Below are 24,702 nucleotides of genomic sequence, written 5' to 3' on the forward strand. Positions count from 1 at the left end.
AGCCGGGGACGGATGAGGGAGACGACATGGGCATCCGCGACATCCACACCCCGGTGCTGCTGGAGCGCTGCGTCGAGCTGCTCGGCCCCGCGCTCGAGCACGACGGCGCCGTGTACGTCGACGGCACCCTCGGCATGGGCGGCCACTCGGAGGCGTTCCTCGAGCGTTTCCCGGGGATCCGCCTCGTCGGCCTCGACCGCGACCCCGATGCGCTGCGCATCGCGGGGGAGCGGCTCGCGCGCTTCGCCGACCGGACGACGCTCGTCCACACGGTGTACGACGGCATCCGGGCGGCGCTCGACTCCGCCGGCTTCCCCCGCGCCGACGGCATCCTCTACGACCTCGGCGTCTCGTCGCTCCAGCTCGACGAGGCCGAGCGCGGCTTCGCCTACGCCCAGGACGCTCCGCTCGACATGCGGATGGATCCCACGGGCGGCATGACGGCAGCGGACGTCATCGCGACGTACGGCGAGGGCGACCTGCGCCGCATCTTCGAGCGGTACGGCGAGGAGAAGCTCGCCGGGCGCTACGCCCGCGCGATCATCGCGGCGCGGGCAGAGGCTCCCATCGAGCGCTCGGGACGGCTGGTCGACATCCTCCAGGACGCGACGCCCTCGGCGCTCAAGAACGCCGGGCACCCCGCGAAGCGCGTCTTCCAGGCGCTGCGGATCGAGGTGAACGGCGAGCTCGCCGCGCTCGAGCGGGCGATCCCGGCCGCGCTCGCGTCGCTCGCGGTGGGCGGACGGATGGTCGTGCTGTCGTACCAGTCGCTCGAGGACCGCTTCGTCAAGCGGCTGTTCGCGGAGGCCGTCAAGTCGAAGGCGCCGGCCGGACTCCCGATGGAGATGCCCGAGCACGCCGCCGAGTTCCGCCTCCTCGTCCGCGGCGCCGAGCTCGCGAGCGACGCCGAGGCGGAGTCGAACCCCCGTGCCAAGCCGGTGCGCCTGCGCGCCATCGAACGAGTGAGGGATGTGCCATGAGCCTTGCCACCCAGAGCTCCGTGCTCGCGCCGCCCGCCCGGCGGCCCGTCGAGAAGCGCCGCCCCGACCTGCGCCCGGTCGAGGCCCCTGCCCGCCGCAGACGTCCGAAGCTGGCCTACGCCGTCGTCGCGGTGGTCGGCGCCGTGCTCATCGCGGTCGCGCAGATGGCGCTGTCGGTCATGACGACGCAGAGCACCTTCGAGATCGCGGCGCTCGACGCGCAGCAGCGCGAGCTGACGCTCGAGACGCAGGCGCTCTACGACGAGGTCGCGGGTCTCAGCTCGCCGCAGCACCTGGCCGAGCAGGCCGCGTCGCTCGGCATGGTCATCGACGCGGCTCCCAGCTACCTGCGTCTCAGCGACGGAGCCGTGATCGGCGGCGGCGCCGCGGCGGGCTCCGCCTCGGCCGTCGATGCGGCGGGCCGCGGAGCGGTCGGCAACGCGTTCCTCGCCGACACGCAGTCGGGCTCCGCCGAGGAGTCGGCGGATGAGGCACCCTCGAGCCAGACGGAGAAGAGCGACGAGAGGGCTCAGGAGGAGCAGCCGCAGCTGCCGCCCGCCGTGACCGACGGCCTGCCGAGCCCCACGACCCACTGATCCGACCCGCCGAAGCACGCGACACCAGGAGGCGAGATGCACGCGAAGGCCCGTCGAAGCGCGAGGCGCCGCACCGCCGTCGCCGGAGCCCTCGTCGCCGTCGTCGTGGCCGGCTTCGCCGTGCGCCTGGTCGACATCCAGGTGGTCAACGCGCAGGAGCACCTCGACAACCGCGCGGCCTACAGCGGCATCGCCTCGACGCAGACGCTGTACGGGACGCGGGGGTCGATCGTCGACGCGAACGGAGCCGTGCTCGCGAGCAGCACGATGCAGTACGCCGCGCAGTTCAACCCGCAGAACGTGAAGGACCTCACGCGCGAGGACGAGGACGGCGAGGAGCACGTCGTCAGGTGGGAGGAGAGCGCCGCCGCGATCGGCGAGATCGTCGGGATGAGCGGCGAGGACATCGAGAAGATCGTCTCGGACGCCCTCGCGGCGAACCCGGACTCGGAGTACGCGCCGCTCGGCAAGAAGCTGTCGACCGAGCAGTACCGGAAGATCCTCGCGCTCGGCCTGCCGTACATCCACTTCGAGCCGGTGCAGTCGCGTGCCTACCCGTACGGCGCCGTGGCGGGGAACCTCCTCGGGTTCGTCGGCACCGACGGCGAGCCCCTCGCGGGCTACGAGTCCGCGCAGAACGCGTGTCTCCAGGCGGAGAACGGCTCGCTGAGCTACCAGCAGGGATCGGACGGGCTCATCATCCCCGGCACGGAGACGACGAAGGCGCCCGTCGACGGCGGCACCCTGCAGCTCACGATCGACGCCGACCTCCAGTGGTACATGCAGCAGATGATCGCGGAGGAGACCCAGAACCAGGGTGCGCAGTCGGGCGCGGTCATGGTCGTCGAGGTGGCGACCGGCGCGGTCCGCGCGGCTGCGGAGTACCCCACGGTCGACCCCAATGACTTCGGCGCGAGCAAGGAGGACGACCGCTACTCGCGCATCTTCTCCCGCACGTTCGAGCCGGGTTCGACGTTCAAGGCCATCACCGCGGCGACGCTGCTCGACCAGGGCGCCGTGACCCCCTCCAGCTCGGTGACCGCCTCGGGGTTCGAGACCTTCCCGAACGGCGCGCGCGTCGGCGACTCGTTCTCGCACGGCACGTTCAACTACACCCTCACCGGCGCCCTCATCGACTCGTCGAACGTCGCGCTGTCGAAGTTCGGCGAGCTCGTCCCCGACGAGACGCGCTACGAGTACCTGCAGAAGTTCGGCGTCGGCACCCCCACCGACATCGGCTTCCCCGGGGAGGAGTCCGGGCTGATCTACCCGCCCGACCAGTGGGGCCCGCAGGGCCACTACGCCACGACGTTCGGGCAGGCGTTCACGACGACGATGCCGCAGGTCGTCAACGCCTACCAGACCATCGCCAACGGCGGCGTGCGCGAGCCCCTCCACATCGTGGAGTCGTGCACGACGGCCGACGGCGAGGTCGAGAAGCCCGAGCTGAGCGACCCCGAGCGCGTGGTCAGCGAGGACGCGGCCGACACGACCATCCGCCTGCTCGAGAACGTCGCGACGCAGGGCACCCTCGCCGACCAGGTGGCCGTCGACGGCTACCGCATCGGCATCAAGACGGGCACCGCGCAGAAGAGCGACGGCAAGGGCGGATACAAGGCCGGCGTCTACTTCACGAGCATCGTCGGGGTGGTCCCCGCCGACGACCCCGAGTACATCGTGATGGTCACGCTCGACGAGCCGACGCGGGTAACATCGTCTGCGGCCACGGCTCCCGCCCTGCAGAAGGCGATGACGCAGGTCGTGAAGAACTACCGTGTGATGCCGTCTGAGACGACAGAAGAGCCGCTTCCCAAGTTCGCCGAATGACGCGCACCGCGCGGAGGATCTCCATTCCATGATCGCTTTGTCCCTTGCCGAGATCGCTGCCGCCGTCGGCGGAGAGCTGCGCCTGCACGGCGCCGACACTCCCGAGACGACGGTCGACGGGGTCGTCGACACCGACTCGCGGAACATCCGCGAGGGCGGCGTCTTCGTCGCCAAGCCCGGCGAGGCGACCGACGGGCACCTCTTCGTCGGGAAGGCGCTCGAGCAGGGCGCGGCACTCGCCCTCGTCGAGCGCGTCGTCGACGAGCCGATCACGCAGATCGTCGTGCCCGATGTCGTGGTCGCGATCGGCGAGCTCGCTCGCGAGGTCGTCGCCCGCGTGCGCGCCGCCGGCCGCCTCCAGGTCGTCGGGATCACCGGCTCGAACGGCAAGACGACGACCAAGAACATGCTCGCGACGATCCTCCGCGCAGAGGGCGAGACGGTCGCGCCCGTCGGCTCGTTCAACAACGCGGTCGGAGCCCCGCTCACCATGCTCCGCGTCACGCATGACACCCGCTTCCTCGTGTGCGAGTTCGGCGCCGACGCCTCGGGGCAGATCGCGCGCCTCGCGGGGCTCGTGACGCCCGACGTGGGCGTCGTGCTCATGGTCGGGATGGCCCACGCGGGCGGATTCGGCGGAATCGAGGCGACGGTGAAGGCCAAGTCGGAGCTCGTCTCGGCCATCCGCGACGGCGGCACGGCCGTCCTGAACATCGACGACGCGCGTGTGGCGAGCATGGCCGGCATCGCGCGCGAGCGGGGCCTCGGCCTCCTCTGGTTCGGCGAGGGCGAGGGCGCCGACGTCCGCGCCTCCGACCTCCGTGTCACGGCGTCGGGCACGGATGCCGTGATCTCGGCGGGGGAGACCGCGCTTCCGCTCCACCTGCAGGTGCTCGGCAGCCACCATGTCAAGAACGCCCTCGCCGCCGCGACCGCGGCGACCGCGCTCGGGGTCTCGCTCGACGACGCGATCGCGCGCCTCGAGACCGTCGAGCTCGCCGAGCGCTGGCGCATGCAGGTCATGGGATCCGAGCGCGTGCGCATCATCAACGACGCCTACAACGCGAGTCCCGACTCGATGCAGGCCGCGCTGCGCACGCTCGCGCAGATCACGGGACCGGACGAGCGGATGGTCGCGGTGCTCGGCGCGATGAGCGAGCTGGGCGAGTACGCCGTCGAGGAGCACAGCAAGATCGGCCTCCTCGCCGTGCGCCTGCGCATCCCGCGCATCGTCGTCGTCGGCCAGGACGCCCGGCCGCTCTATCTCGCGGCCGTGGCCGAGGGGTCGTGGAACGACGAGGCGGTCTTCTTCGAGGACGCCGAGGCGGCGTTCGCGTACCTCCAGGGCGAGCTGCGCGACGGCGATCGGGTGCTCGTGAAGTCGTCCAACTCGGCGGGACTCAGGTTCCTCGGCGATCGTCTGGGAGAATCGTTCTCGTGAGATCACTTCTGACGGCCGCGGCGATCTCACTGGCGTTCACGCTCTTCCTCACGCCCCTCTTCCTCCGCGCGTTCCGCCGCTGGGGCTGGGGACAGGTCATCCGCACCGACGGCGAGAACTTCAACGCGCCCAAGCACGAGCTGAAGCGCGGCACGCCCACGATGGGCGGCGTCGTCTTCATCGTCGGCACGATCGTCGGCTATCTCATCGGTGCGTACACGGGCTACAACCCGCCCACCGTCTCCGGCTGGCTCGTGCTCTGGATGATGGTCGGCTTCGGCGCCGTCGGGTTCATCGACGACTTCCTCAAGGTGCGCATGCAGCACTACGCGGGGCTGTCGGGCTGGAAGAAGATCGTCGGCCAGGTGCTCGTCGTCATCCCGTTCGGCATCGTGTCGCTGAACTTCGCCGACACCTACAACCTCACGCCGGGCAGCGCCTACGTGTCGTTCTTCCGCGACATCTCGGTGCTCTCCTTCATGGCGCTCGGCCCCGTGCTCGGATGGATGCTGTACCTCGCCTGGCTCGCGCTGCTCGGCGTGGGCTTCTCGAACAGCGTCAACCTGACCGACGGCCTCGACGGCCTCGCGGCGGGGGCGGGAATCTTCGTCGTCGGGTCGTACAGCCTCATCGCGTTCTGGCAGTTCAATCAGTCGTGCTCGACGACGCAGCTGGCCGACGAGTACCTGCAGGCCTGCTACCAGGCGCGCGATCCGCTCGACCTCGCCATCGTCTCGGCCGCCTTCGTCGGCTCGCTCGTCGGATTCCTCTGGTGGAATGCGCCCAAGGCGAAGGTCTTCATGGGCGACGTCGGGTCGATGGCGATCGGCGGCGTCGTCGCGGCGCTCGCCATCCTCACCCGCACGGAGCTGCTGGGCGTGCTCATCGCCGGCCTCTTCGTTCTGTCGTCGGGCTCGGTCATCCTGCAGCGCCTGTACTTCAAGGCCACCAAGGGCAAGCGCCTCTTCCTCATGAGCCCGCTCCACCACCACTTCGAGCTGCGCGGATGGCCCGAGGTGACGATCGTGGTGCGGTTCTGGATCATCGCCGGCATGCTCGCCGTGAGCGGCGTCGGCCTCTTCTACGTCGAATGGCTCTCGAAGGTATGACGAACGAGCAGGACGCTCCGACCACCCGACTCGACGCTCTGACGAGCTGGCACGCGGACTGGAAGGGGCTGCGCGTCGCGGTGCTCGGCCTCTCGGTGACCGGCTTCTCCGTCGCCGACACCCTGGCCGAGCTGGGTGCCGAGGTGCTCGTCGTCACGGAGAGCGCGGCGGAGGAGTACGCGCGCCTGCTGCCGGTGATCGGCGCGCGCCTGTGGGAGGGGCCGCTCGACGTCGTCCCCGATGAGCTCGTCTCGTTCGCTCCCGAGGTCGTCGTCGCCTCACCCGGCTTCCCGCCGTCGCACCCCGTCATCCGGTGGGCCGACGAGGCGGGCGTCCCGCTCTGGGGCGACATCGAGCTCGCATGGCGCGTGCGAGACAAGGTCGTGCGCCCCGACGGCAGCCCCGCAGCCTGGGTGCTCATCACGGGCACGAACGGCAAGACGACGACCACGCGACTCGCGGCCACGATGCTGGTCGAGGGCGGGCTGCGCGCCGCGCCCTGCGGCAACATCGGGGTGCCGGTGCTCGACGCCGTGCGCGACCCCGCGGGATTCGACGTGCTCGTCGTCGAGCTCTCGAGCCACCAGCTCTGGTACCTCGGCCGCAGCGCGGAGGCGGGCGCTCCCGTCCCGCACGCGTCGGTGTGCCTGAACCTCGCCGACGATCACCTCGAGTGGCACGGGTCGTTCGAGGCGTACCGTGACGCGAAGGCGGTCGTGTACCGCAACACGCGCGTCGCGTGCGTCTACAACAAGTCGGACGCGGCGACGCAGCGGATGGTCGAGGACGCGGATGTCGTGGAGGGAGCGCGCGCGATCGGCTTCGATCTCGGCGTCCCTAGCCCGAGCGACTTCGGCGTCGTGGACGGCATCCTCGTCGACCGCGCGTTCCTCGACGACCGGCGGACGTCGGCGCTCGAGCTCACGACCGTGGCCGACCTCGCGGAGGCCGGGCTCGCCGCGCCGCACGTCGTGGCGAACATCCTCGCCGCGTCGGCTCTCGCGCGCTCCCTGGATGTGCCGCCTGCGGCCATCCGCTCGTCGCTCGCGTCGTTCCGCCTCGACCCGCACCGGATCGAGGTCGTCGGCGTCGCCGACGGCGTGACGTGGGTGGACGACTCGAAGGCGACCAACCCGCACGCCGCTGCCTCGTCGCTTGCGGCCTACCCGGGAGCCGTGTGGGTCGTCGGCGGGCTCCTCAAGGGCGTCGACATCTCCGACCTCGTCGCCCAGCACGGCGCCCGCGTGCGCGCCGCGATCGTCATCGGCGTCGACCGCTCGGCGGTGCGCGACGCGTTCGAGCGACACGCGCCGGCGGTGCCGCTCTTGGAGGTCGACGACGCGGACACTGAAGACGTCATGGCGCGGGTCGTGGAGCTCGCCGCAGGGGTCGCCGTCGCAGGCGACACGGTGCTCCTGGCACCGGCGGCGGCGTCGTTCGACCAGTTCCGCAGCTATGGCGACCGCGGGGAGCGCTTCGCCGCCGCGGTGAGGGAGCGTCTGGGGAAGGGGACCGAGGATGGCCCGCACGACGACGATCCCGAAGGCCGCTGAGTCCGAGCGCCGCGCGCTCTCGGCACGGGTCTCGCTCGGCGCGGCCTTCAAGCCGGTTCCGCTGGAGTTCCTCCTCATCCTGTCGACCGTCGTGCTGCTCACAGCATTCGGCATCGTCATGATCACGTCAGCGACCACAGTGACCTCACTGCAGCAGGGTGAGAACGCGCTCGAGGGTGGTCTGTCGCAACTCATCTTCGCGGCCGTCGGCGTGCCGCTGATGCTCGTCGTGAGCCGCTTCCCCGTCCGGACGATCGGCCGTCTTGCCTGGCCTGCGCTCATCGGCGCGCTCGCGCTCCAGCTTCTCGTCATCCTGTTCGGCCGTGCCGCGGGCGGCAATCGGAACTGGATCGACATCGCCGGCGTGAGTCTTCAGCCGTCGGAGTTCATCAAGCTCAGTCTTGTGCTCTGGATCGCCACTGTCCTGTACACGAAGCGCCACCTCCTGAGGTCGTGGAAGCACGTGCTCATACCAGTGATCCCCGTTGCCGGGATTGCCGCAGGCATGATCCTCGTCGGCCACGACCTCGGCACGGCCATGATCGTCGTCCTGATCGTGCTCGGCGCCGTCTTCTTCTCCGGTGCCTCACTCCGGATGTTCATTCTTCCTGCCATCGTCGGTGCGATCGCGGTCGTCATCCTCGCGGTGACCAGCGAGAATCGTCTCGGCCGGATCCTCTCCTTCCTCAACCCGGATGACCTTTCGTGCTATCTGAAGGACTGCTACCAGCCGCTGCACGGCATCTGGGGTATCGCAAGCGGGGGGCTGGTCGGGCTCGGCCTCGGCAACTCGAAGGAGAAGTACGACTGGCTGCCTGCGGCGGCTGACGACTACATCTTCGCGATCGTCGGCGAGGAGCTGGGGCTGATCGGCTGCATCGTGGTGCTCGGCCTGTTCGGCATTCTCGCGTGGGCAGCACTCCGGGTCGTGCGGAAGAGCGACGACCTCTTCGTGCAGATCGCGGCCGGCGGCATCACGGTTTGGATCATCGGCCAGGCGCTCATCAACATCGGTGTCGTGCTCCGTGTGTTCCCCGTACTCGGCGTTCCTCTGCCGTTCATGTCGGCGGGCGGCTCCTCGCTCATCGCGTTGCTCCTCGCATCCGGGGTGCTCCTCGCGTGCGCGCGCACCCTGCCCGACCGGCCAGCGCGCCGCGCCTGACCCGCGCCTTCCGGGCTCGGGTTCCGTGAACGTCCGGGACATGCCCGTCCGTGCGGTCGTGCCCGGGCGCGCGCTGCGCGCATGGGAGGATCGAGGGGTGACGACGTACCTCCTCGCCGGCGGTGGGACCGCCGGCCATGTGAACCCGCTTCTCGCTGTCGCCGACGGGCTCCGCGCTCGCAGCGCGTCCGACGAGGTCCTCGTCCTCGGCACGCGCGAGGGGCTCGAGTCGCGACTCGTGCCGGAGCGCGGCTACGAGCTGCTCGTCGTCGACAAGGTTCCCTTCCCGCGTCGGCCGAACGGGTACGCGCTCCGCTTCCCGGCGAAGTGGCGGAAGGCCGTCGCCGACGTGCGCCGTCACATCCGCGAGCGCGGTGTCGACGTCGTCCTCGGCGTCGGGGGGTATGCGGCAGCGCCCGCGTACGTCGCCGCCCGGAAGGAGGGCGTGCCCTACGTCGTCCACGAGGCCAACGCCCGTCCGGGTCTCGCGAACGTCCTCGGAGCCCGCGGCGCCGCGCACGTCGGCGTCGCATTCGAGGGCACGCCGCTCAAGCGCGGCGAGGTCGTGGGCATGCCGCTGCGCCCCGAGATCGTGAACCTCGACCGGGCTGCCGCGCGCGAGGAGGCCGCAGCGCACTTCGGCCTCGACCCCGACCGGCCCACCCTGCTCGTCTTCGGCGGGTCGCTCGGCGCGCGCCGCCTCAACGAGGCGATCGGCGCGTCGTGGCAGGAGATCCTCGACACCGGATGGCAGCTGCTGCACGTCACGGGGGAGAAGTCCGACCTGGTCGACCCCGGCGTCGCCGGATACGCGGTCCGCCGCTACGTGGACCGGATGGACCTCGCGTTCGCCCTCGCCGACCTCATCGTGTCGCGCTCCGGCGCCTCGACGGTGAGCGAGGTCAGCGCGCTCGGCATCCCCGCGGTCTACGTGCCGTATGCCGTGGGCAACGGCGAGCAGCGGCTCAACGCGGCATCCGCGGTCGACGCGGGCGCCGCCATCCTCATCGACGACGCCGATTTCACTCCCGAGAAGGTGCGCACCGACATCCTGCCGCTCCTGCAGCGCTCGGACCTCCTCGAGCGGATGGCCGCGGCGGCCGACGGGGCCGGCACGCGTCGCGGGACCGAGAACGTCATCGCGCACCTCGACCGGGCCCTCGCGGAGCGGCCCCGGGCATGACAGCGCGCCGTGAGCCCGATGCCAGGCGCGCGGCTTAGACTCGACGGGCCATGATCAAGCCCGACCTCTCCGTCCCCATCCCCGAGCGCATCGGCGCCGTGCACTTCATCGGCATCGGCGGCTCGGGCATCTCGGGCCTCGCCCGCATGTTCCTCGCCGCCGGCATCCCCGTCTCGGGCTCCGATCGGTCGGAGAGCCAGAACACGCGCGATCTCGCCGAGCTCGGCGCCACGGTGCACATCGGCCACGACGCCGCGAACCTCGGCGACGTCGACACCGTGGTCTACACGGGCGCGATCTGGCCCGAGAACCCCGAGTTCCTCGCGGCGAAGGAGCGCGGCCTCGCCGTCATCCACCGCTCGCAGGCTCTCCACTACCTCATCGGCGGGCGTCGCCTCGTGTCCGTCGCGGGCGCGCACGGCAAGACGACCTCGACGGGCATGATCGTGACCGCCCTGCGCGCGCTCGACGCCGACCCGAGCTACGTCAACGGCGGCGTCATCCAGCAGGTCGGCGCGTCGAGCGGCGTCGGCTCCGATGACCTCTTCGTGATCGAGGCCGACGAGTCGGACGGGACGTTCCTCCTCTACGACACCTCGGTCGCGCTCATCACCAACGTCGACGCCGACCACCTCGACCACTACGGCTCGCACGAGGCCTTCGACGACGCGTTCGTGCGCTTCGCGGACGAGGCGCGCGAGGCCGTCGTCATCTCGTCCGACGACCCGGGCGCCCAGCGCGTCGCGGCGCGACTGCGCCACGAGAACGTCGTGACGTTCGGCGAGGCCGAGTCGGCCGGCGTGCGCGTCGTCGACATCGAGACCGACGGACCCGTCGGGTTCACGCTCGTCCACGGCGAGGAGCGTGTCTCGGGCCGCCTCGGCGTGCCCGGCCGCCACAACGCGATCAACGCGGCCGGAGCCGTCGCGGTCCTCCTCACGCTCGGATACGACCTCGAACCCGCGGTGCGCGCGGTCGAGACGTTCGGCGGCACCGTGCGCCGATTCGAGCTGCACGGCGTCGAGCGCGGGGTGAGCGTGTACGACGACTACGCGCATCACCCGACCGAGGTCGCCGCCGCGCTGTCGGCCGCGCGCACCGTGGTGGGCGAGGGGCGGATCATCGCGCTCCACCAGCCGCACACCTACTCGCGCACGAAGCTCATGGCGGGCGAGTTCGCCAGAGTCCTCGAGGAGCTCGCCGATCACACCGTCGTGCTCGACGTGTACGGCGCCCGCGAAGATCCGATCCCCGGCGTCACGGGCGAGCTCGTGAGCGGGGCGTTCGACGACCCGTCGCGCGTGCACTTCGTCGCGGACTGGCAGCAGGCGGCCGACTACACGGCGTCCGTGGCCCGCGAGGGCGACTACGTCATCACCCTCGGCTGCGGTGACGTGTACCGGATCATCCCGCAGGTGCTCGACTCCCTCGCGAGCTCGGACGCCCGCGCAGCAGGCTAGGCGCCATGCGGCGACCGGGACCCCTCCCACCCTCCTCCGGCACGGAGGAGGACGCGTCGGCTCACGACGAGGAGCGCCGGCTCGCCGAACGGCGTTCGGCGATGCAGCGGCTCGGCATCGGCGAGCCCGTCTCCGAGAACCGCGCGTCGAGCGCACCGGCCGGCGATCACGTCGACACGGCCCCGATCGTGCAGATCCGCTCCGGCGGTTCGGCCGAGCCGGGTGACGGCGGTCGTGCGGAAGAGCGGTCTCGGCCGGGCGCACGCGGCGCCGACGACGAGGCGAAGGGCCGGGTGTCGGGCCGCGCGGACGACGACCGGGTCGGATGGCGCGGCGTCTGGCGCGCCGCGCGCGCACGCCGGAAGGCCCTCCGCGCGGAGGTGCGCCGGTTCACGGTGCGCGCGCGGCGGCGCCGTCTCGCGTGGCTGATCGGGATCGGCTCGGTGCTGCTCCTCGTCGTCGGGAGCGTCGGAGCGGCGTACAGCCCGCTCTTCGCGGTCGAGGAGATCTCGATCGAGGGTGCCGAGCAGCTCGAAGCCGCGGCGGTCGAGTCCGCGCTGGCCGACCAGCTCGGCAAGCCGCTGCCCCTCGTCGACGCGAGCGCGGTCAAGGCCGCGCTCGTGGCGTTCCCGCTCATCGAGACCTACACCCTCGAGGCGCGCCCGCCGCACGATCTCGTCATCCGCGTCGTCGAGCGCACGCCGGTCGGCGTGGTCGAGTCGGAGGCCGGCTTCACGACGGTCGACGCCGCGGGCGTCGTGCTCGCCACGGCGGGGGAGCGACCGGCCGGGCTGCCCCTCATCCAGGTGGAGGGCGGGACAGGCGCCGACGCGTTCCGCGCGGTCGGCCAGGTGCTCCGCTCCCTGCCGGAGGACCTCCGCGCGCGCGTCACGGGCGCGGGGGCGACGTCGCCCGAGGACGTGACCCTCACGCTCGGCGATGGCGGCCCGCAGGTCATCTGGGGGAGCGTCGACGACACGTCCGAGAAGGTCTCGACCCTCCAGGGAGCGCTCAAGGGCGCCCTGGCCGAGGGGGCGACCGTCTACGACGTCTCCGCACCCGGCACCATCATCGTGCGCTGACAACCTTGGACCGTGTCTCACGACGGGCGGTTTTGGGCGTCGAAATCCGTGCCGAAGTGAGACATGCGAGCAGGGGGCGGGGCAATCCGGGAATTTCTCCCGACACGCCCGCATCCATTGCGCGCGTGGCGCCCGCGCCGCACGTAGCGTCGAGCACGAAAGAAATACATACCGGGCAATACTTTAACCCTCTACTTGAACGTGAAGGTTGAGGCCCGGTGAAGCCTGGGGTCGATACGGAGGCCGGCATGAGCCAGAACCAGAACTACCTCGCCGTGATCAAGGTCGTCGGCGTCGGCGGCGGTGGCGTCAACGCGGTGAACCGCATGATCGAACTCGGGCTTCGCGGCGTCGAGTTCATCGCGGTCAACACGGATGCGCAGGCGCTGCTCATGAGCGACGCCGACGTCAAGCTCGACGTCGGCCGCGAGCTGACGCGAGGGCTCGGCGCGGGCGCCGATCCCGAGGTCGGGCGCCGCGCGGCGGAGGACCACGCGGAGGAGATCGAGCAGGCGCTCGCGGGCGCCGACATGGTGTTCGTCACGGCAGGCGAGGGCGGCGGCACCGGCACGGGCGGCGCGCCCGTCGTCGCGCGCATCGCGAAGTCGATCGGCGCGCTCACGATCGGCGTCGTCACGAAGCCCTTCTCCTTCGAGGGCCGCCGCCGCCAGAACCAGGCGGAGCTCGGCGTCGCGACCCTGAAGGAAGAGGTCGACACGCTCATCGTCGTGCCGAACGACCGCCTCCTCGAGATCAGCGACCGCGGCATCTCCATGGTCGAGGCGTTCGCGACGGCCGACCAGGTGCTCCTCGCGGGTGTTCAGGGCATCACCGACCTCATCACGACGCCGGGTCTCATCAACCTCGACTTCGCCGACGTCAAGTCGGTCATGCAGGGGGCGGGTTCCGCCCTCATGGGCATCGGCTCCGCGCGCGGAGCCGACCGGGCGATCAAGGCGGCGGAGCTCGCCGTCGAATCGCCCCTGCTCGAGGCGTCGATCGAGGGTGCGCACGGCGTGCTGCTGTCGATCCAGGGCGGGTCGAACCTCGGCATCTTCGAGATCAACGACGCCGCGCAGCTCGTCAAGGAGGCCGCGCACCCCGAGGCCAACATCATCTTCGGAACGGTCATCGACGACACCCTCGGCGACGAGGTGCGCGTCACGGTCATCGCGGCCGGGTTCGACAGCGGCGAGCCTCAGCCGCGCGTCGAGGTGCCCGCGTTCGGCGGGCGCGTCGAGCCGCAGAAGCCCGCGTCGCTCCCGACCGTCGTGAAGACCGAGGAGAAGCCCGCGGCCGAGACGTCGCGCGCCGAGCGCGAGCCCGTCAGCGTCGGCGCGACGAACCCGGTCCTGCCCGACTCGAGCGGGTTCGACTCGGCGTTCGGCGACGACGACCTCGACATCCCCGACTTCCTGAAGTAGGCCGTGTCGGGCCTCGCCGAGCGTCTGGCGGCCGTCGACGCTCAGATCGCTGATGCCGCACGCGCGGCGGGGCGCGACGCCGGGGAGATCACCCGGATCGTCGTGACGAAGTTCCACCCCGCCGCGCTCGTGCGCGACCTGCACGGGCTCGGGGTCGTCGACGTCGGCGAGAACCGCCAGCAGGAGCTCGTCGCGAAGGCGGAGGAGCTCGCGCCCCTCGGCCTGCGCTGGCACTTCATCGGCCAGCTGCAGACGAAGAAGGCGCGAGCGGTTCGCCGGGTCGCCTCGGCCGTGCACTCGGTCGACCGGGATCGGCTCGTCGACGCGCTCGAGGCTGCGGCCGAGCCGGGGGAGAGCCCGCTCGACGTCCTCGTGCAGATCAACCTCACCGACGACCCCGCCCGCGGGGGCGTCGCGCCGGATGGCATCGAGGCGCTCGCCGAGCGGATCGCCGCGGCGCCGTCGCTCGCCCTCAGGGGCGTCATGGCCGTCGCGCCGCTCGGAGAGGCCCCTGCTGCCGCGTTCGAGCGACTCGCAGGCTACGCCGCGCGCGTGCGCTCGGTGGAGCCGCACGCGACCTGGATCTCCGCCGGCATGTCGGCGGATCTCGTCGAGGCGATCGCCTGCGGCGCGACACACCTGCGGATCGGATCCGCAATCACGGGCCCGCGCGACGCGCGGGGTTAGCCTCGGACAAGACGCGAACACAACGGAGGACGCCATGGCGAACCCGCTCAAGAAGACGATGGTCTACCTCGGCCTCGCCGACGAGGAAGAGTACGAGGAAGAGGCCGCGGCGCAGTCCCGCACGCCGCGCGAAGAGCGCATCGTGCGCGAAGAGCGTCCGCACCGAGAGGAGAAGCTCATCGAAGAGGCAGCTCCCGCGCCCGTCACGCCGCTGCGTCGCCCCGCCGTGGTGCGCCAGCCCGCGTCCGGCGCGGTCAACGAGATCGTCACGGTCCACCCCAAGCAGTACCGCGACGCTCAGACGATCGCCGAGCACTTCCGCGACGGCATCCCCGTGATCATCAACCTCTCGCAGATGAGCGACGCCGACGCGCGCCGCCTCATCGACTTCGCGAGCGGCCTCTCGCTCGGCCTGTACGGCCGCATCGAGCGCGTCACGAGCAAGGTCTTCCTGCTGTCGCCGGAGAACATCGCCGTCTCGGGCGACGGGGCGATCGCGCACGCCGACATCGAGTCGGCGCCGTTCGCGCAGTCGTGACGGCCCCGCACAGCCGAATCGGGCAGAATCGTACGCTGTGAGCGCACTCGGACTCATCGCGTCGATCCTGAACTTCGCACTGCTGCTGTACATCTTCGTGCTCTTCGGGCGCCTCATCCTGGAGTACATCCCGATGTTCAACCGCGAGTGGCGTCCCAAGGGAGCGGTGCTCGTGCTCGCGGAGATCGCGTACACGCTCACCGACCCTCCGATCAAGATGTTCCGGCGAGTCATCCCCCCGCTTCGCGTCGGCGGGATCGCGATCGACTTCGCGTTCGCGCTCACGATGCTGCTCTGCTTCATCCTGCTGTCGGTGACGCGGACCCTCACCTATCTCTGACCCCTCCCCGGGTCGCGGCTCGGCAACGCCCATGAGCGGCGGTTATGCTGTCAGACACGGACACGTGCCAGGTTCGTTCCCGGCCGCCGACCGAGTACTCATCGAAAGAGGAGCCAAAACCATGGCATTGACCCCGGATGACGTCGTCACCAAGCAGTTCCAGCACGTCCGGTTCAAGGAGGGCTTCGACCCGGACGAGGTCGACGACTTCCTGGATGAGATCGTCGTCGAGTGGCGCAAGACCATCGAGGAGAACGAGCAGCTGAAGGCGAAGCTCGCTCAGTACGAGTCGGGCGAGGCCGCTCCGGCTCCTGCCGCCGCCGAGGCTCCCGCCGCCGAGGCCGCTCCGGCCCCTGCCGCCGAGGCGCCCGCCGCTCCGGCCCCCGCGCAGGAGGCTCCGGCCGCTGCTCCCGCCGTGTCCTCGACCGCCACGAGCGCCGCGAGCATCATCGAGCGCGCGCAGCGCCTGCACGACGAGCACGTCGCCGAGGGCCAGGCCACGGCCGAGCAGATCGTCAGCGAGGCGAACACCAAGGCGAGCCAGATCGTCTCGGAGGCCGAGGCCAAGCAGCGCGAGATCCACGCGAAGCTCGAGAGCGAGCGCAAGACGCTCGAGGGCCGCATCACGGAGCTCCGCCAGTTCGAGCGCGACTACCGTCAGCAGCTGCGCACGTACTTCGAGACCAAGCTCAAGGACCTCGACTCGTCGGCCACGCCCGCGAGCTCGACCCCGGTCTCGGCAATCGGTCTGTAAAGCCCGTCTTGTCGGGCCGACCCCCTCTGCGTGCGGCGGCGGCCGGTACGACGATCGCGATCCTCGCGATCGTCGTGCTGGCCGCCGACCAGTTCAGCAAGCAGCTCGCCATCCAGAGCCTCGACCCCGGGCGCACGGTTCCCGTCGTCGGCGACGCTCTGCAGTGGCACCTCGTCTACAACCCGGGTGCGGCGTTCTCCCTCGGTGAGGGCGTGACCTGGGTCTTCACCCTCGCCATGGCGCTCGTCGCGTCGGCGATCGTCTGGCTCGCGATCACGCGCATCCGCTCGCGGCTCTGGGCGGTCGTGCTCGGCCTGCTGCTCGGCGGCGTGCTCGGCAACCTCGTCGACCGGGTGTTCCGGGAGCCCGGGTTCGCTGTGGGCCACGTGGTCGACTTCATCCTGACGCCCTGGATGTGGTTCTGGACCACTCCCGCGATCTACAACGTCGCCGACATCTTCATCGTGTCGATGATGATCTCGGTCGCGCTGCTCACTCTCGTCGGCATCCGCTTCGACGGCTCGCGCGAGAAGGACCGCGCCGTCGCCGAGGGCGCGCATCCGGATGACGAGGGCGCCGACGCAGGACGGCGCGCGTGAGCCAGTCCCGGCGGCTGCCGATCCCCGACGGGCTCGAGGGGACGCGCGTGGACGCGGCTCTCGCGAAGATGCTCGGCTTCTCGCGGACCTTCGCCGCCGAGGTCGCCGAGTCCGGCGGCGTGCAGGTCGACGGCGTCACGGTCGGCAAGTCCGACCGCGTCTCGGCCGGCTCCTGGATCGACGTCGAGTGGCAGCCGAAGGAGGAGCCGCGGGTCGTGCCGGTCGAGGTGCCCGAGCTGGGCATCGTCCACCAGGACGACGACATCGTCGTCGTCGACAAGCCCTCGGGAGTGGCGGCGCATCCCTCCCTCGGCTGGGAGGGGCCGACCGTGCTGGGCGCCCTTCTGGCCGCGGGCGTGCGCGTCGCGACGACGGGCGCCGCGGAGCGCCAGGGCATCGTGCATCGCCTCGACGTCGGCACGAGCGGGCTCATGGTCGTGGCGAAGACCGAGCGCGCCTACACGCTGCTCAAGCGCGCGTTCAAGGAGCGCACGGTCGACAAGATCTACCACGCGGTCGTGCAGGGCCACCCCGACCCGCTGACCGGGACGATCGACGCGCCGATCGGCCGCCATCCGAGCCATTCGTGGAAGTTCGCCGTCACTCCGGACGGCAAGGACTCCATCACGCACTACGAGACCATCGAGGCGTTCCCCGGCGCCTCGCTTCTCGAGATCCACCTCGAGACGGGCCGCACGCACCAGATCCGCGTGCACATGGCGGCGCACCGCCATCCCTGCGTCGGCGACCCCCTCTACGGCGCGGATCCGACGCTCTCGGCGCGCCTCGGTCTCACGCGCCAGTGGCTGCACGCGCATGAGCTCGCGTTCGCGCATCCCGGATCGGGGGAGTGGGTGCAGTTCACCTCGGAGTACCCCGCGGATCTCGCCCACGCGCTCGCGGTCCTCCGCGGCGAATAGCGCCGTCGCCCGCCCTCGGGCGGCGCGCGCCCGACACGCCCCCGGCTCCGTGTCGGACGCCGAACGTAGACTCGAGGCATGGCGTCTGATTCCTTCGTCCACCTCCACGTGCACAGCGAGTACTCGATGCTCGACGGGGCGGCGAAGCTCTCGGCGATGACGCAGGCGGCGGCCGACTACGGCATGCCGGCGATCGCGGTCACCGACCACGGCAACACGTTCGCGGCGTTCGAGTTCTACAAGGCCGCCAAGGCCTCGGGCGTGAAGCCGATCATCGGACTCGAGGCCTACGTCACGCCCGGAACGCACCGCAGCGACAAGTCGCGCGTGCAGTGGGGCTCGCCCGATCAGAAGAGCGACGACGTGTCGGGCTCCGGCGCGTACACGCACATGACGCTGTTCAGCGAGACGACGCAGGGCATGCACAACCTGTTCCGTCTCAGCTCGCTGTCGAGCATCGAGGGCTACTACTTCAAGCCCCGCATGGACCGCGAGCTGCTGCAGACGTACGGCAAGGGCCTCATCGCCACGACCGGATGTCCGTCGGGCGAGATCCAGACGCGCCTGCGCCTCGGGCAGTACGACGCCGCGCGCGCGGCCGCCGCCGAGTTCCAGGACATCTTCGGCAAGGAGAACTACTTCGCCGAGATCATGGATCACGGCCTCTCCATCGAGCGCCGGATCATGAGCGACCTCCTGCGTCTCGCGAAGGACCTCGGCATCCCGCTCGTCGCGACGAACGACTCGCACTACACGCACCAGCACGAGGCCGATGCGCACGCGGCGCTCCTCTGCGTGCAGTCCGGCTCGACGCTCGACGACCCCAACCGCTTCAAGTTCGACGGCGACGGCTACTACGTCAAGACCGCGCAGGAGATGCGCCAGCTCTTCCGCGACCATCCGGAGGCGTGCGACAACACGCTGCTCATCGCCGAGCGCTGCAACGTCGAGTTCAACACGTCGGCGAACTACATGCCGCGCTTCCCGGTGCCCGAGGGAGAGACCGAGGAGAGCTGGTTCGTGAAGGAGGTCGAGAAGGGCCTCCACTACCGGTACCCGAACGGCGTCCCGGAGGCGTCGCGCAAGCAGGCCGAGTACGAGATCGGCATCATCACCCAGATGGGGTTCCCCGGCTACTTCCTCGTCGTCGCCGACTTCATCAACTGGGCGAAGGACAACGGCATCCGCGTCGGTCCGGGCCGCGGCTCGGGCGCCGGCTCGATGGCCGCCTACGCGATGCGCATCACCGACCTCGACCCGCTCGAGCACGGACTCATCTTCGAGCGCTTCCTCAACCCCGACCGCGTCTCGATGCCCGACTTCGACGTCGACTTCGACGACCGCCGCCGTGGCGAGGTGATCGACTACGTCACCGAGAAGTACGGCTCCGAGCGCGTCGCGCAGATCGTCACGTACGGCACGATCAAGTCCAAGCAGGCGCTGAAGGACGCCGGCCGCGTGCTCGGCTTCCCGTTCAGCATGGGCGAGAAGCTCACGAAGGCCATGCCTCCGGCCGTGATGGGCAAGGACATGCCGCTCGACGGGATGTTCAACCCCGAGCACCCGCGCTACAAGGAGGCGAGCGAGTTCCGGACGGTCATCGAGACCGATCCCGAGGCGCGCACGGTCTTCGACCGCGCGGTCGGCCTCGAGGGCCTGAAGCGCCAGTGGGGCGTGCACGCGGCCGGCGTCATCATGTCGAGCGAGCCGCTCATCGACATCATCCCGATCATGCGCCGCGAGCAGGACGGGCAGATCGTCACGCAGTTCGACTACCCCGCGTGCGAGTCGCTGGGCCTCATCAAGATGGACTTCCTGGGGCTGCGGAACCTCACGATCCTCTCGGACGCGCTCGACAACATCCGCACCAACCGCGGCGAGGAGGTCGACCTCGAGCACCTGCCGCTCGACGACCGCGGTGCCTACGATCTGCTCTCCCGGGGCGACACGCTCGGCGTCTTCCAGCTCGACGGCGGCCCCATGCGCTCCCTTCTGCGGCTCATGAAACCCGACAACTTCGAGGACATCTCGGCCGTCATCGCCCTGTACCGACCGGGCCCCATGGGCGCGAACTCGCACACGAACTACGCGCTCCGCAAGAACGGGCAGCAGGAGATCACGCCGATCCACCCCGAGCTCGAGGAGCCGCTGCGCGAGATCCTCGACACGACCTACGGCCTCATCATCTACCAGGAGCAGGTGATGGCCATCGCCCAGAAGGTCGCGGGCTTCAGCCTCGGCCAGGCCGACATCCTCCGGCGCGCGATGGGCAAGAAGAAGAAGTCCGAGCTCGACAAGCAGTACGAGGGCTTCTCGAACGGCATGAAGGAGCGCGGGTTCGGCGAGGGCGCGATCAAGGCCCTCTGGGACATCCTGCTGCCCTTCTCGGACTACGCGTTCAACAAGGCGCACTCGGCCGCGTACGGCGTCGTCTCGTACTGGACCGCGTATCTCAAGGCGCACTATCCCGCCGAGTACATGGCGGCGGTCCTCACGAGCGTCGGCGACTCGCGCGACAAGCTCGCGATGTACCTCAACGAGTGCCGTCGGATGGGAATCCACGTGCTGCCGCCGGATGTCTCCGAGTCGATCGGCTTCTTCGCGGCCGTCGGCGACGACATCCGCTTCGGCCTCGGCGCGATCCGCAACGTCGGGTCGAACGTCGTGGACGGCATCATCGCCGCGCGCGAGGAGGGCCCCTACACCGACTTCCACGACTTCCTCCGCCGGGTGCCGATGCACGTCGCGAACAAGCGCACGGTCGAGTCGCTCATCAAGGCGGGCGCCTTCGACACGATGGGCTCGACGCGGCGCGCGCTGCTCGAGATCCACGAGCAGGCGGTCGAGTCCGCGGTCACCGACAAGCGCAATGCGGCGGGCGGCGCGATCGGATTCGACTTCGACAGCCTGTGGGATGAGCCAGAGGCCGTGCAGAAGGTGCCGGACCGCCCCGAGTGGACGAAGAAGGACAAGCTCGCCTTCGAGCGCGAGATGCTCGGGCTCTACGTGTCCGACCATCCGCTCGCGGGCCTCGAGGTGCCGCTCGCGAAGCACCGGTCGATCACGATCAGCGACCTGCTCGCCTCCGAGGACCTGCAGGATGGCGACCAGGTGACCGTCGCGGGGCTCGTCACGAGTGCGCAGCACCGCGTCGCGAAGTCGAGCGGAAACCCCTACGGCATGATCACCGTCGAGGACTTCGACGGCGAGGTCACGGTCATGTTCATGGGCAAGACGTACACCGAGTTCCAGCCGATCCTGCAGCAGGACTCGGTGCTGGCCGTGCGGGGCCGCGTGTCGCGACGCGACGACGGGCTGAACATCCACGCGCAGATGGCCTTCGTGCCCGACGTGGGCGCGCTCGAGGTGTCGGGGCCGCTCACGCTGCTCCTTCCCGAGCAGCGTGCAACCGAGCGCGTCGCGCAGGACCTCGCGGAGGTCCTGCGGCGCCACCGCGGCGAGACCGAGGTGCGCCTGAAGATGCACCGCGGGCGCACGGCGAAGGTGTTCGAGATCCCGATGCCCGTCTCGATCACGGCCGAGCTCTTCGGCGACCTCAAGGCGCTCCTCGGGCCGCAGTGCATCGCGTGAGCGACCGCCCGGCGGGCAGGGGAGTCGTGCCCGCGGCCGCGCTGAACCACGGCAAGTAGGATCGACCCGCACCTCGACGGAAGGACACAGGGTGAGCGACCAGTACCCCGGCTACACGCCCCAGCCCGAACCGGCGGCGCACGCGCCGCGGGAGACGAACAGCGGGCGCCCGCAGAAGGGCGTCGGGCCGTTCACGGCGCGTGAGCTCATCCTCGTCATCGTCGGCGGCCTCGCGCTGCTGTTCTCGTTCTTCTCCATCGTGCGGTTCTCGTTCGTGCCGATCTGGGCATCGGGCCTCGACTGGATCCTCGGCGCCCTCCTCCCCGCGGCCGGCGCGTTCCTCATCCTGCTCCGCCGTCTCGCACCCACGGCCATCACCCGCGTCGGGTCGCTCGGCGTCGACCAGTTCGCCTCGGTCGCGTTCTCGGTGGGCGCGGTGCTGTGGGTGAGCCGCCTCGCGTGGGGTGCGCAGGGCGGCGAGTGGTTCCTCACGTGGGTGCCCTGGCTCGAGGCGCTCCTCATGCTCGCCGGGGTGTTCTTCACGGTGGTCGCGCCGTTCGTCCCGCCCTTCCGCGAGGACTTCGACGGCCGTGAGGAGAGCACCGCGCACCCCGCGGCGCGGAAGGCGCGTCCTGTCGCACGCGCGCCGCGTCCGCAGCCGGCAGCGCAGGGCGGGTGGCCGCACGCGCCGGCCGGGCAGGGCGGATGGTCGCAGGCGCCGGGAGCGCAGCAGGGTCAGCACCCCTACGGTCAGCAGTACGCGCAGTCGCCGTACGGGCAGCAGCCCTATGGTCAGCAGGCGTACGGTCAGCAGCCCTACGGCCAGCAGCCTTACGGTCAGCCGGGCTACGGCCAGCCCTACGGTCAGCAGCCGTACGGACAGGCGGGCTACGGCCAGCAGCCCTACGGCCAGCAGGCCGGTCAGCCGGGTCAGGCCGCATACGGCCAGCAGCACGGTGCCGCGCAGGACGCCTGGGTCGCTCCGGGCGCGAATCCCTACGTGACTCCGGCGGCAGCCGCTCCGGAGGACCCGTCGGCGCCCGAGTCCGCCGCGGCGGCCGAGGAGCAGCCGGCGCCCGAGGAGCAGTCGGCGCCCGAGCAGGCGTCGGCCGCGCAGCCTGCCGATGAGGGTCTCTACGACACGATCCTCAGCGACGACGAGCCGCGCGGCGCCGAGCACGGTGTGGAGGAGACCGAGGTCTTCTCCGACGTCCAGGTCACCGAGCCCGATGCCGAGCAGCCGGCGCCCGCGCCCCATGACGGTGCCGACGAGCTGTCGCGCCTCGTCGAAGGATCCGAGGGCGCCCCGGCGGCCGATGCTCAGACGACGCAGGCCGACGAGCGTCCGACCTCCGCCCAGCCCTTCTGGGCTCTCGTCCCGGTCGAGCGCGACGTCGTGGATGAGAGCGGCGATCCGCTGTTCCGCATCGGTCCCACCGCGTGGGCCCTCGTCCTGGAGGACCGCGGCGACGTCTTCGTCGTGCGCGACGACGACGGCCGCATCGGCTACCTGCACGACGTGTCCGGCGTGACGCGCGGCTGATCGCCCTCACCGACGGCCTCTCCTCGCTGCGAGGGGAGGCCGTCTGTCATGAGCACCTCGCCGCCGCGGGATAATCGATGCATGCGCACCATCGACCTCCGCGGCCGCTCGCTCACTCCCGCCGAGCTGCTGGCCGTCGTCCCCCGTGCCGCCGAGGCGCTGCAGACGGCGGCGTCGGTCGCCGTCGAGATCGTCGCCGACGTCCGCGCCCGTGGCGAGGCGTCCCTGCGGGAGCAGGCCGAGAGGTTCGACCGCGTCTCGGGGCACGAGATCCGCGTGCCGGCCGAGCACATCGCCGAGGCGGTGGCGGGGCTCGAGCCCGAGGTGCGGTCGGCGCTCGAGCAGGCCATCGACCGCGTGCGCGCGGCATCCGCCGCACAGGTGCCCGAGGCGCGTGAGACGCGCATCGGGCAGGGAGCCCGCATCATCCAGCGCTGGCAGCCCGTCGCCCGTGCGGGCGTCTACATCCCGGGCGGGAAGGCCGTCTACCCGTCGAGCGTCGTGATGAACGTCGTGCCCGCCCAGGTTGCGGGCGTCGAGAGCATCGCGCTCGCGTCGCCTCCGCAGGCCGACCAGGGCGGCCGCGTGCACCCGACGATCCTCGCGGTGGCGGGCCTGCTCGGCGTCGACGAGGTCTACGCCATGGGCGGGGCCGGCGCGATCGGCGCGCTCGCAGCTGGCGTGCCCTCGCTTGGCCTCGATCCGGTCGACGTCGTGTCGGGGCCGGGGAACAACTTCGTCGCGGCGGCCAAGCGCGCCGTCGCGGGCTTCGTCGGCACGGACGCCGAGGCCGGCGCGACCGAGATCCTCGTCGTGGCCGATGACGCCGCCGATCCGCGCCTCATCGCCTACGACCTGGTGAGCCAGGCCGAGCACGACGAGCAGGCCTCGGCCGTGCTCGTCACGACGTCGGCTGCGCTCGCCGACGCGGTCGCGGCCGAGCTCGCGCGCATCGCGCCGCTCACCCGTCACGCCGAGCGCGTTGCGACCGCCCTTGCGGGGGAGCAGTCGGCGATCGTCCTCGTCGACGATGAGGCGACCGCTGAGGCGTTCAGCAACGCCTATGCGCCCGAGCACCTCGAGCTGCACCTCGAGGACGCATCTCGCGCGGCGGCGCGGTACACGAGTGCGGGCGCCGTCTTCGTCGGCGGCTTCGCTCCGGTGAGCCTCGGCGACTACCTCGCGGGGTCGAACCACGTGCTGCCGACGGGCGGGCAGGCGCGCTACGCCGCAGGACTCGGCGCGCACACGTTCTTGCGACCGCAGCAGGTCATCGAGTACGACCGGGATGGCCTCGCCGAGGTCGCCGACGCGATCGTCGCGCTCGCGAACGCCGAAGCGCTCCCGGCGCACGGCGAGGCGATCACGGCCCGATTCGCAGGAACCGCCGAGTAGGCTGACGCGCTATGCACTGCCCGTTCTGCCGCCACGGCGACTCCCGCGTCATCGACTCGCGCACGAGCGACGACGGCCTCTCGATCCGGCGTCGACGGCAGTGCCCGCAGTGCGGGGGCCGCTTCTCGACCATCGAGACCGCGAGTCTCAACGTCATCAAGCGGTCGGGCGCCGCTGAGCCGTTCAGCCGGGAGAAGGTCGTCGCCGGTGTGCGCAAGGCCTGCCAGGGGCGCCCGGTCACGGACGCCGACCTCGCGATCCTCGCGCAGCGCGTGGAGGAGTCGCTGCGGCAGACCGGGCTGAGCCAGATCGACGCGAACGACATCGGCCTGGCCATCCTCGGCCCGCTCCGCGAGCTCGACGAGGTCGCGTATCTGCGGTTCGCGAGTGTTTACCAGGCGTTCGACTCGCTCGAGGACTTCGAGGCGTCGATCGCCGACCTGCGCGCGGACCACGCGCGGCGCCGCAGCGCAGAGGCTCCGTCGGCGAACTGACGGCGGCACCCGATACCCTGGCGG

General features: G+C 70.8%; 21 protein-coding genes. All 21 read left to right on the plus strand.

What is annotated here, in order from left to right; all coding sequences use genetic code 11:
• Positions 1–26: 26 nt before the first annotated feature.
• The gene (rsmH, locus tag ACOWU6_RS07665) at positions 27–980 is read left to right on the plus strand and encodes a 16S rRNA (cytosine(1402)-N(4))-methyltransferase RsmH (RefSeq protein ID WP_271173272.1); all 954 of its coding nucleotides are present in this window, start codon (positions 27–29) and stop codon (positions 978–980) included.
• Positions 977–1,576 carry a hypothetical protein gene (locus tag ACOWU6_RS07670; RefSeq protein ID WP_271173271.1) on the plus strand — a complete coding sequence of 200 codons (600 nt, stop codon included), beginning with the start codon at positions 977–979 and terminating at the stop codon, positions 1,574–1,576. The genes rsmH and ACOWU6_RS07670 overlap by 4 nt, the downstream gene beginning before the upstream one ends.
• A gap of 36 nt (positions 1,577–1,612) precedes the next feature.
• Entirely contained in the window at positions 1,613–3,403 is a 1,791-nt protein-coding gene (locus tag ACOWU6_RS07675; protein WP_421075303.1) for a peptidoglycan D,D-transpeptidase FtsI family protein, read from the plus strand.
• Between the two features lie 28 nt (positions 3,404–3,431).
• Positions 3,432–4,844, plus strand: a complete 1,413-nt coding sequence (locus ACOWU6_RS07680; RefSeq protein ID WP_324011767.1) for a UDP-N-acetylmuramoyl-tripeptide--D-alanyl-D-alanine ligase — start codon at positions 3,432–3,434, stop codon at positions 4,842–4,844.
• A complete protein-coding gene (mraY, locus tag ACOWU6_RS07685) occupies positions 4,841–5,953 on the plus strand; it encodes a phospho-N-acetylmuramoyl-pentapeptide-transferase (RefSeq protein ID WP_271173268.1) in 1,113 nt (370 codons plus the stop codon). Before ACOWU6_RS07680 ends, mraY begins: the two co-directional genes overlap by 4 nt.
• Positions 5,935–7,506 (plus strand): UDP-N-acetylmuramoyl-L-alanine--D-glutamate ligase, encoded by a 1,572-nt coding sequence (murD, locus tag ACOWU6_RS07690; RefSeq protein WP_421075304.1) that lies wholly within the window; start codon positions 5,935–5,937, stop codon positions 7,504–7,506. The genes mraY and murD overlap by 19 nt, the downstream gene beginning before the upstream one ends.
• The gene (gene ftsW / locus ACOWU6_RS07695; RefSeq protein WP_421075305.1) at positions 7,472–8,668 is read left to right on the plus strand and encodes a putative lipid II flippase FtsW; all 1,197 of its coding nucleotides are present in this window, start codon (positions 7,472–7,474) and stop codon (positions 8,666–8,668) included. Before murD ends, ftsW begins: the two co-directional genes overlap by 35 nt.
• Before the next feature lie 97 nt (positions 8,669–8,765).
• Positions 8,766–9,851 (plus strand): UDP-N-acetylglucosamine--N-acetylmuramyl-(pentapeptide) pyrophosphoryl-undecaprenol N-acetylglucosamine transferase, encoded by a 1,086-nt coding sequence (locus ACOWU6_RS07700; protein ID WP_282979236.1) that lies wholly within the window; start codon positions 8,766–8,768, stop codon positions 9,849–9,851.
• A 50-nt stretch (positions 9,852–9,901) separates the two neighbouring features.
• Positions 9,902–11,311 (plus strand): UDP-N-acetylmuramate--L-alanine ligase, encoded by a 1,410-nt coding sequence (gene murC / locus ACOWU6_RS07705; protein WP_271173264.1) that lies wholly within the window; start codon positions 9,902–9,904, stop codon positions 11,309–11,311.
• A gap of 5 nt (positions 11,312–11,316) precedes the next feature.
• Entirely contained in the window at positions 11,317–12,393 is a 1,077-nt protein-coding gene (locus tag ACOWU6_RS07710) for an FtsQ-type POTRA domain-containing protein (RefSeq protein WP_421075306.1), read from the plus strand.
• A 248-nt stretch (positions 12,394–12,641) separates the two neighbouring features.
• Positions 12,642–13,817 carry a cell division protein FtsZ gene (ftsZ, locus tag ACOWU6_RS07715; protein ID WP_271173262.1) on the plus strand — a complete coding sequence of 392 codons (1,176 nt, stop codon included), beginning with the start codon at positions 12,642–12,644 and terminating at the stop codon, positions 13,815–13,817.
• Between the two features lie 3 nt (positions 13,818–13,820).
• The gene (locus ACOWU6_RS07720; RefSeq protein ID WP_421075307.1) at positions 13,821–14,504 is read left to right on the plus strand and encodes a YggS family pyridoxal phosphate-dependent enzyme; all 684 of its coding nucleotides are present in this window, start codon (positions 13,821–13,823) and stop codon (positions 14,502–14,504) included.
• A 34-nt stretch (positions 14,505–14,538) separates the two neighbouring features.
• The gene (locus ACOWU6_RS07725; RefSeq protein WP_271173260.1) at positions 14,539–15,042 is read left to right on the plus strand and encodes a cell division protein SepF; all 504 of its coding nucleotides are present in this window, start codon (positions 14,539–14,541) and stop codon (positions 15,040–15,042) included.
• A 37-nt stretch (positions 15,043–15,079) separates the two neighbouring features.
• Positions 15,080–15,382 (plus strand): YggT family protein, encoded by a 303-nt coding sequence (locus ACOWU6_RS07730; RefSeq protein WP_271173259.1) that lies wholly within the window; start codon positions 15,080–15,082, stop codon positions 15,380–15,382.
• A 121-nt stretch (positions 15,383–15,503) separates the two neighbouring features.
• Positions 15,504–16,136 (plus strand): DivIVA domain-containing protein, encoded by a 633-nt coding sequence (locus tag ACOWU6_RS07735; RefSeq protein WP_282979114.1) that lies wholly within the window; start codon positions 15,504–15,506, stop codon positions 16,134–16,136.
• A gap of 8 nt (positions 16,137–16,144) precedes the next feature.
• Positions 16,145–16,735, plus strand: coding sequence for a signal peptidase II (lspA, locus tag ACOWU6_RS07740; RefSeq protein WP_282979112.1), 591 nt, complete (start codon positions 16,145–16,147; stop codon positions 16,733–16,735).
• Entirely contained in the window at positions 16,732–17,655 is a 924-nt protein-coding gene (locus ACOWU6_RS07745; protein WP_421075308.1) for an RluA family pseudouridine synthase, read from the plus strand. The genes lspA and ACOWU6_RS07745 overlap by 4 nt, the downstream gene beginning before the upstream one ends.
• A 78-nt stretch (positions 17,656–17,733) precedes the next feature.
• Positions 17,734–21,246 (plus strand): DNA polymerase III subunit alpha, encoded by a 3,513-nt coding sequence (gene dnaE, locus ACOWU6_RS07750; RefSeq protein ID WP_271173255.1) that lies wholly within the window; start codon positions 17,734–17,736, stop codon positions 21,244–21,246.
• Positions 21,247–21,337: 91 nt separating this feature from the next.
• Positions 21,338–22,789, plus strand: a complete 1,452-nt coding sequence (locus tag ACOWU6_RS07755) for a hypothetical protein (RefSeq protein WP_421075309.1) — start codon at positions 21,338–21,340, stop codon at positions 22,787–22,789.
• Positions 22,790–22,870: 81 nt separating this feature from the next.
• The gene (gene hisD, locus ACOWU6_RS07760; protein WP_421075310.1) at positions 22,871–24,184 is read left to right on the plus strand and encodes a histidinol dehydrogenase; all 1,314 of its coding nucleotides are present in this window, start codon (positions 22,871–22,873) and stop codon (positions 24,182–24,184) included.
• A gap of 11 nt (positions 24,185–24,195) precedes the next feature.
• Positions 24,196–24,678 carry a transcriptional regulator NrdR gene (gene nrdR, locus ACOWU6_RS07765; RefSeq protein ID WP_271173252.1) on the plus strand — a complete coding sequence of 161 codons (483 nt, stop codon included), beginning with the start codon at positions 24,196–24,198 and terminating at the stop codon, positions 24,676–24,678.
• The last annotated feature ends 24 nt before the right edge of the window (positions 24,679–24,702 follow it).

Source organism: Microbacterium sp. SA156 (genome assembly GCF_049065455.1).
GTDB classification, from domain to species: Bacteria; Actinomycetota; Actinomycetes; order Actinomycetales; family Microbacteriaceae; genus Microbacterium; species Microbacterium barkeri.

Coding starts and splice junctions, on each gene's coding strand:
- rsmH (WP_271173272.1), top strand. CDS start 27: ATGGGCATCCGCGACATCCACACCCCGGTGCTGCTGGAGCGCTGCGTC.
- ACOWU6_RS07670 (WP_271173271.1), top strand. CDS start 977: ATGAGCCTTGCCACCCAGAGCTCCGTGCTCGCGCCGCCCGCCCGGCGG.
- ACOWU6_RS07675 (WP_421075303.1), top strand. CDS start 1,613: ATGCACGCGAAGGCCCGTCGAAGCGCGAGGCGCCGCACCGCCGTCGCC.
- ACOWU6_RS07680 (WP_324011767.1), top strand. CDS start 3,432: ATGATCGCTTTGTCCCTTGCCGAGATCGCTGCCGCCGTCGGCGGAGAG.
- murD (WP_421075304.1), top strand. CDS start 5,935: ATGGCTCTCGAAGGTATGACGAACGAGCAGGACGCTCCGACCACCCGA.
- ftsW (WP_421075305.1), top strand. CDS start 7,472: ATGGCCCGCACGACGACGATCCCGAAGGCCGCTGAGTCCGAGCGCCGC.
- murC (WP_271173264.1), top strand. CDS start 9,902: ATGATCAAGCCCGACCTCTCCGTCCCCATCCCCGAGCGCATCGGCGCC.
- ACOWU6_RS07710 (WP_421075306.1), top strand. CDS start 11,317: ATGCGGCGACCGGGACCCCTCCCACCCTCCTCCGGCACGGAGGAGGAC.
- ftsZ (WP_271173262.1), top strand. CDS start 12,642: ATGAGCCAGAACCAGAACTACCTCGCCGTGATCAAGGTCGTCGGCGTC.
- ACOWU6_RS07725 (WP_271173260.1), top strand. CDS start 14,539: ATGGCGAACCCGCTCAAGAAGACGATGGTCTACCTCGGCCTCGCCGAC.
- ACOWU6_RS07735 (WP_282979114.1), top strand. CDS start 15,504: ATGGCATTGACCCCGGATGACGTCGTCACCAAGCAGTTCCAGCACGTC.
- dnaE (WP_271173255.1), top strand. CDS start 17,734: ATGGCGTCTGATTCCTTCGTCCACCTCCACGTGCACAGCGAGTACTCG.
- hisD (WP_421075310.1), top strand. CDS start 22,871: ATGCGCACCATCGACCTCCGCGGCCGCTCGCTCACTCCCGCCGAGCTG.
- nrdR (WP_271173252.1), top strand. CDS start 24,196: ATGCACTGCCCGTTCTGCCGCCACGGCGACTCCCGCGTCATCGACTCG.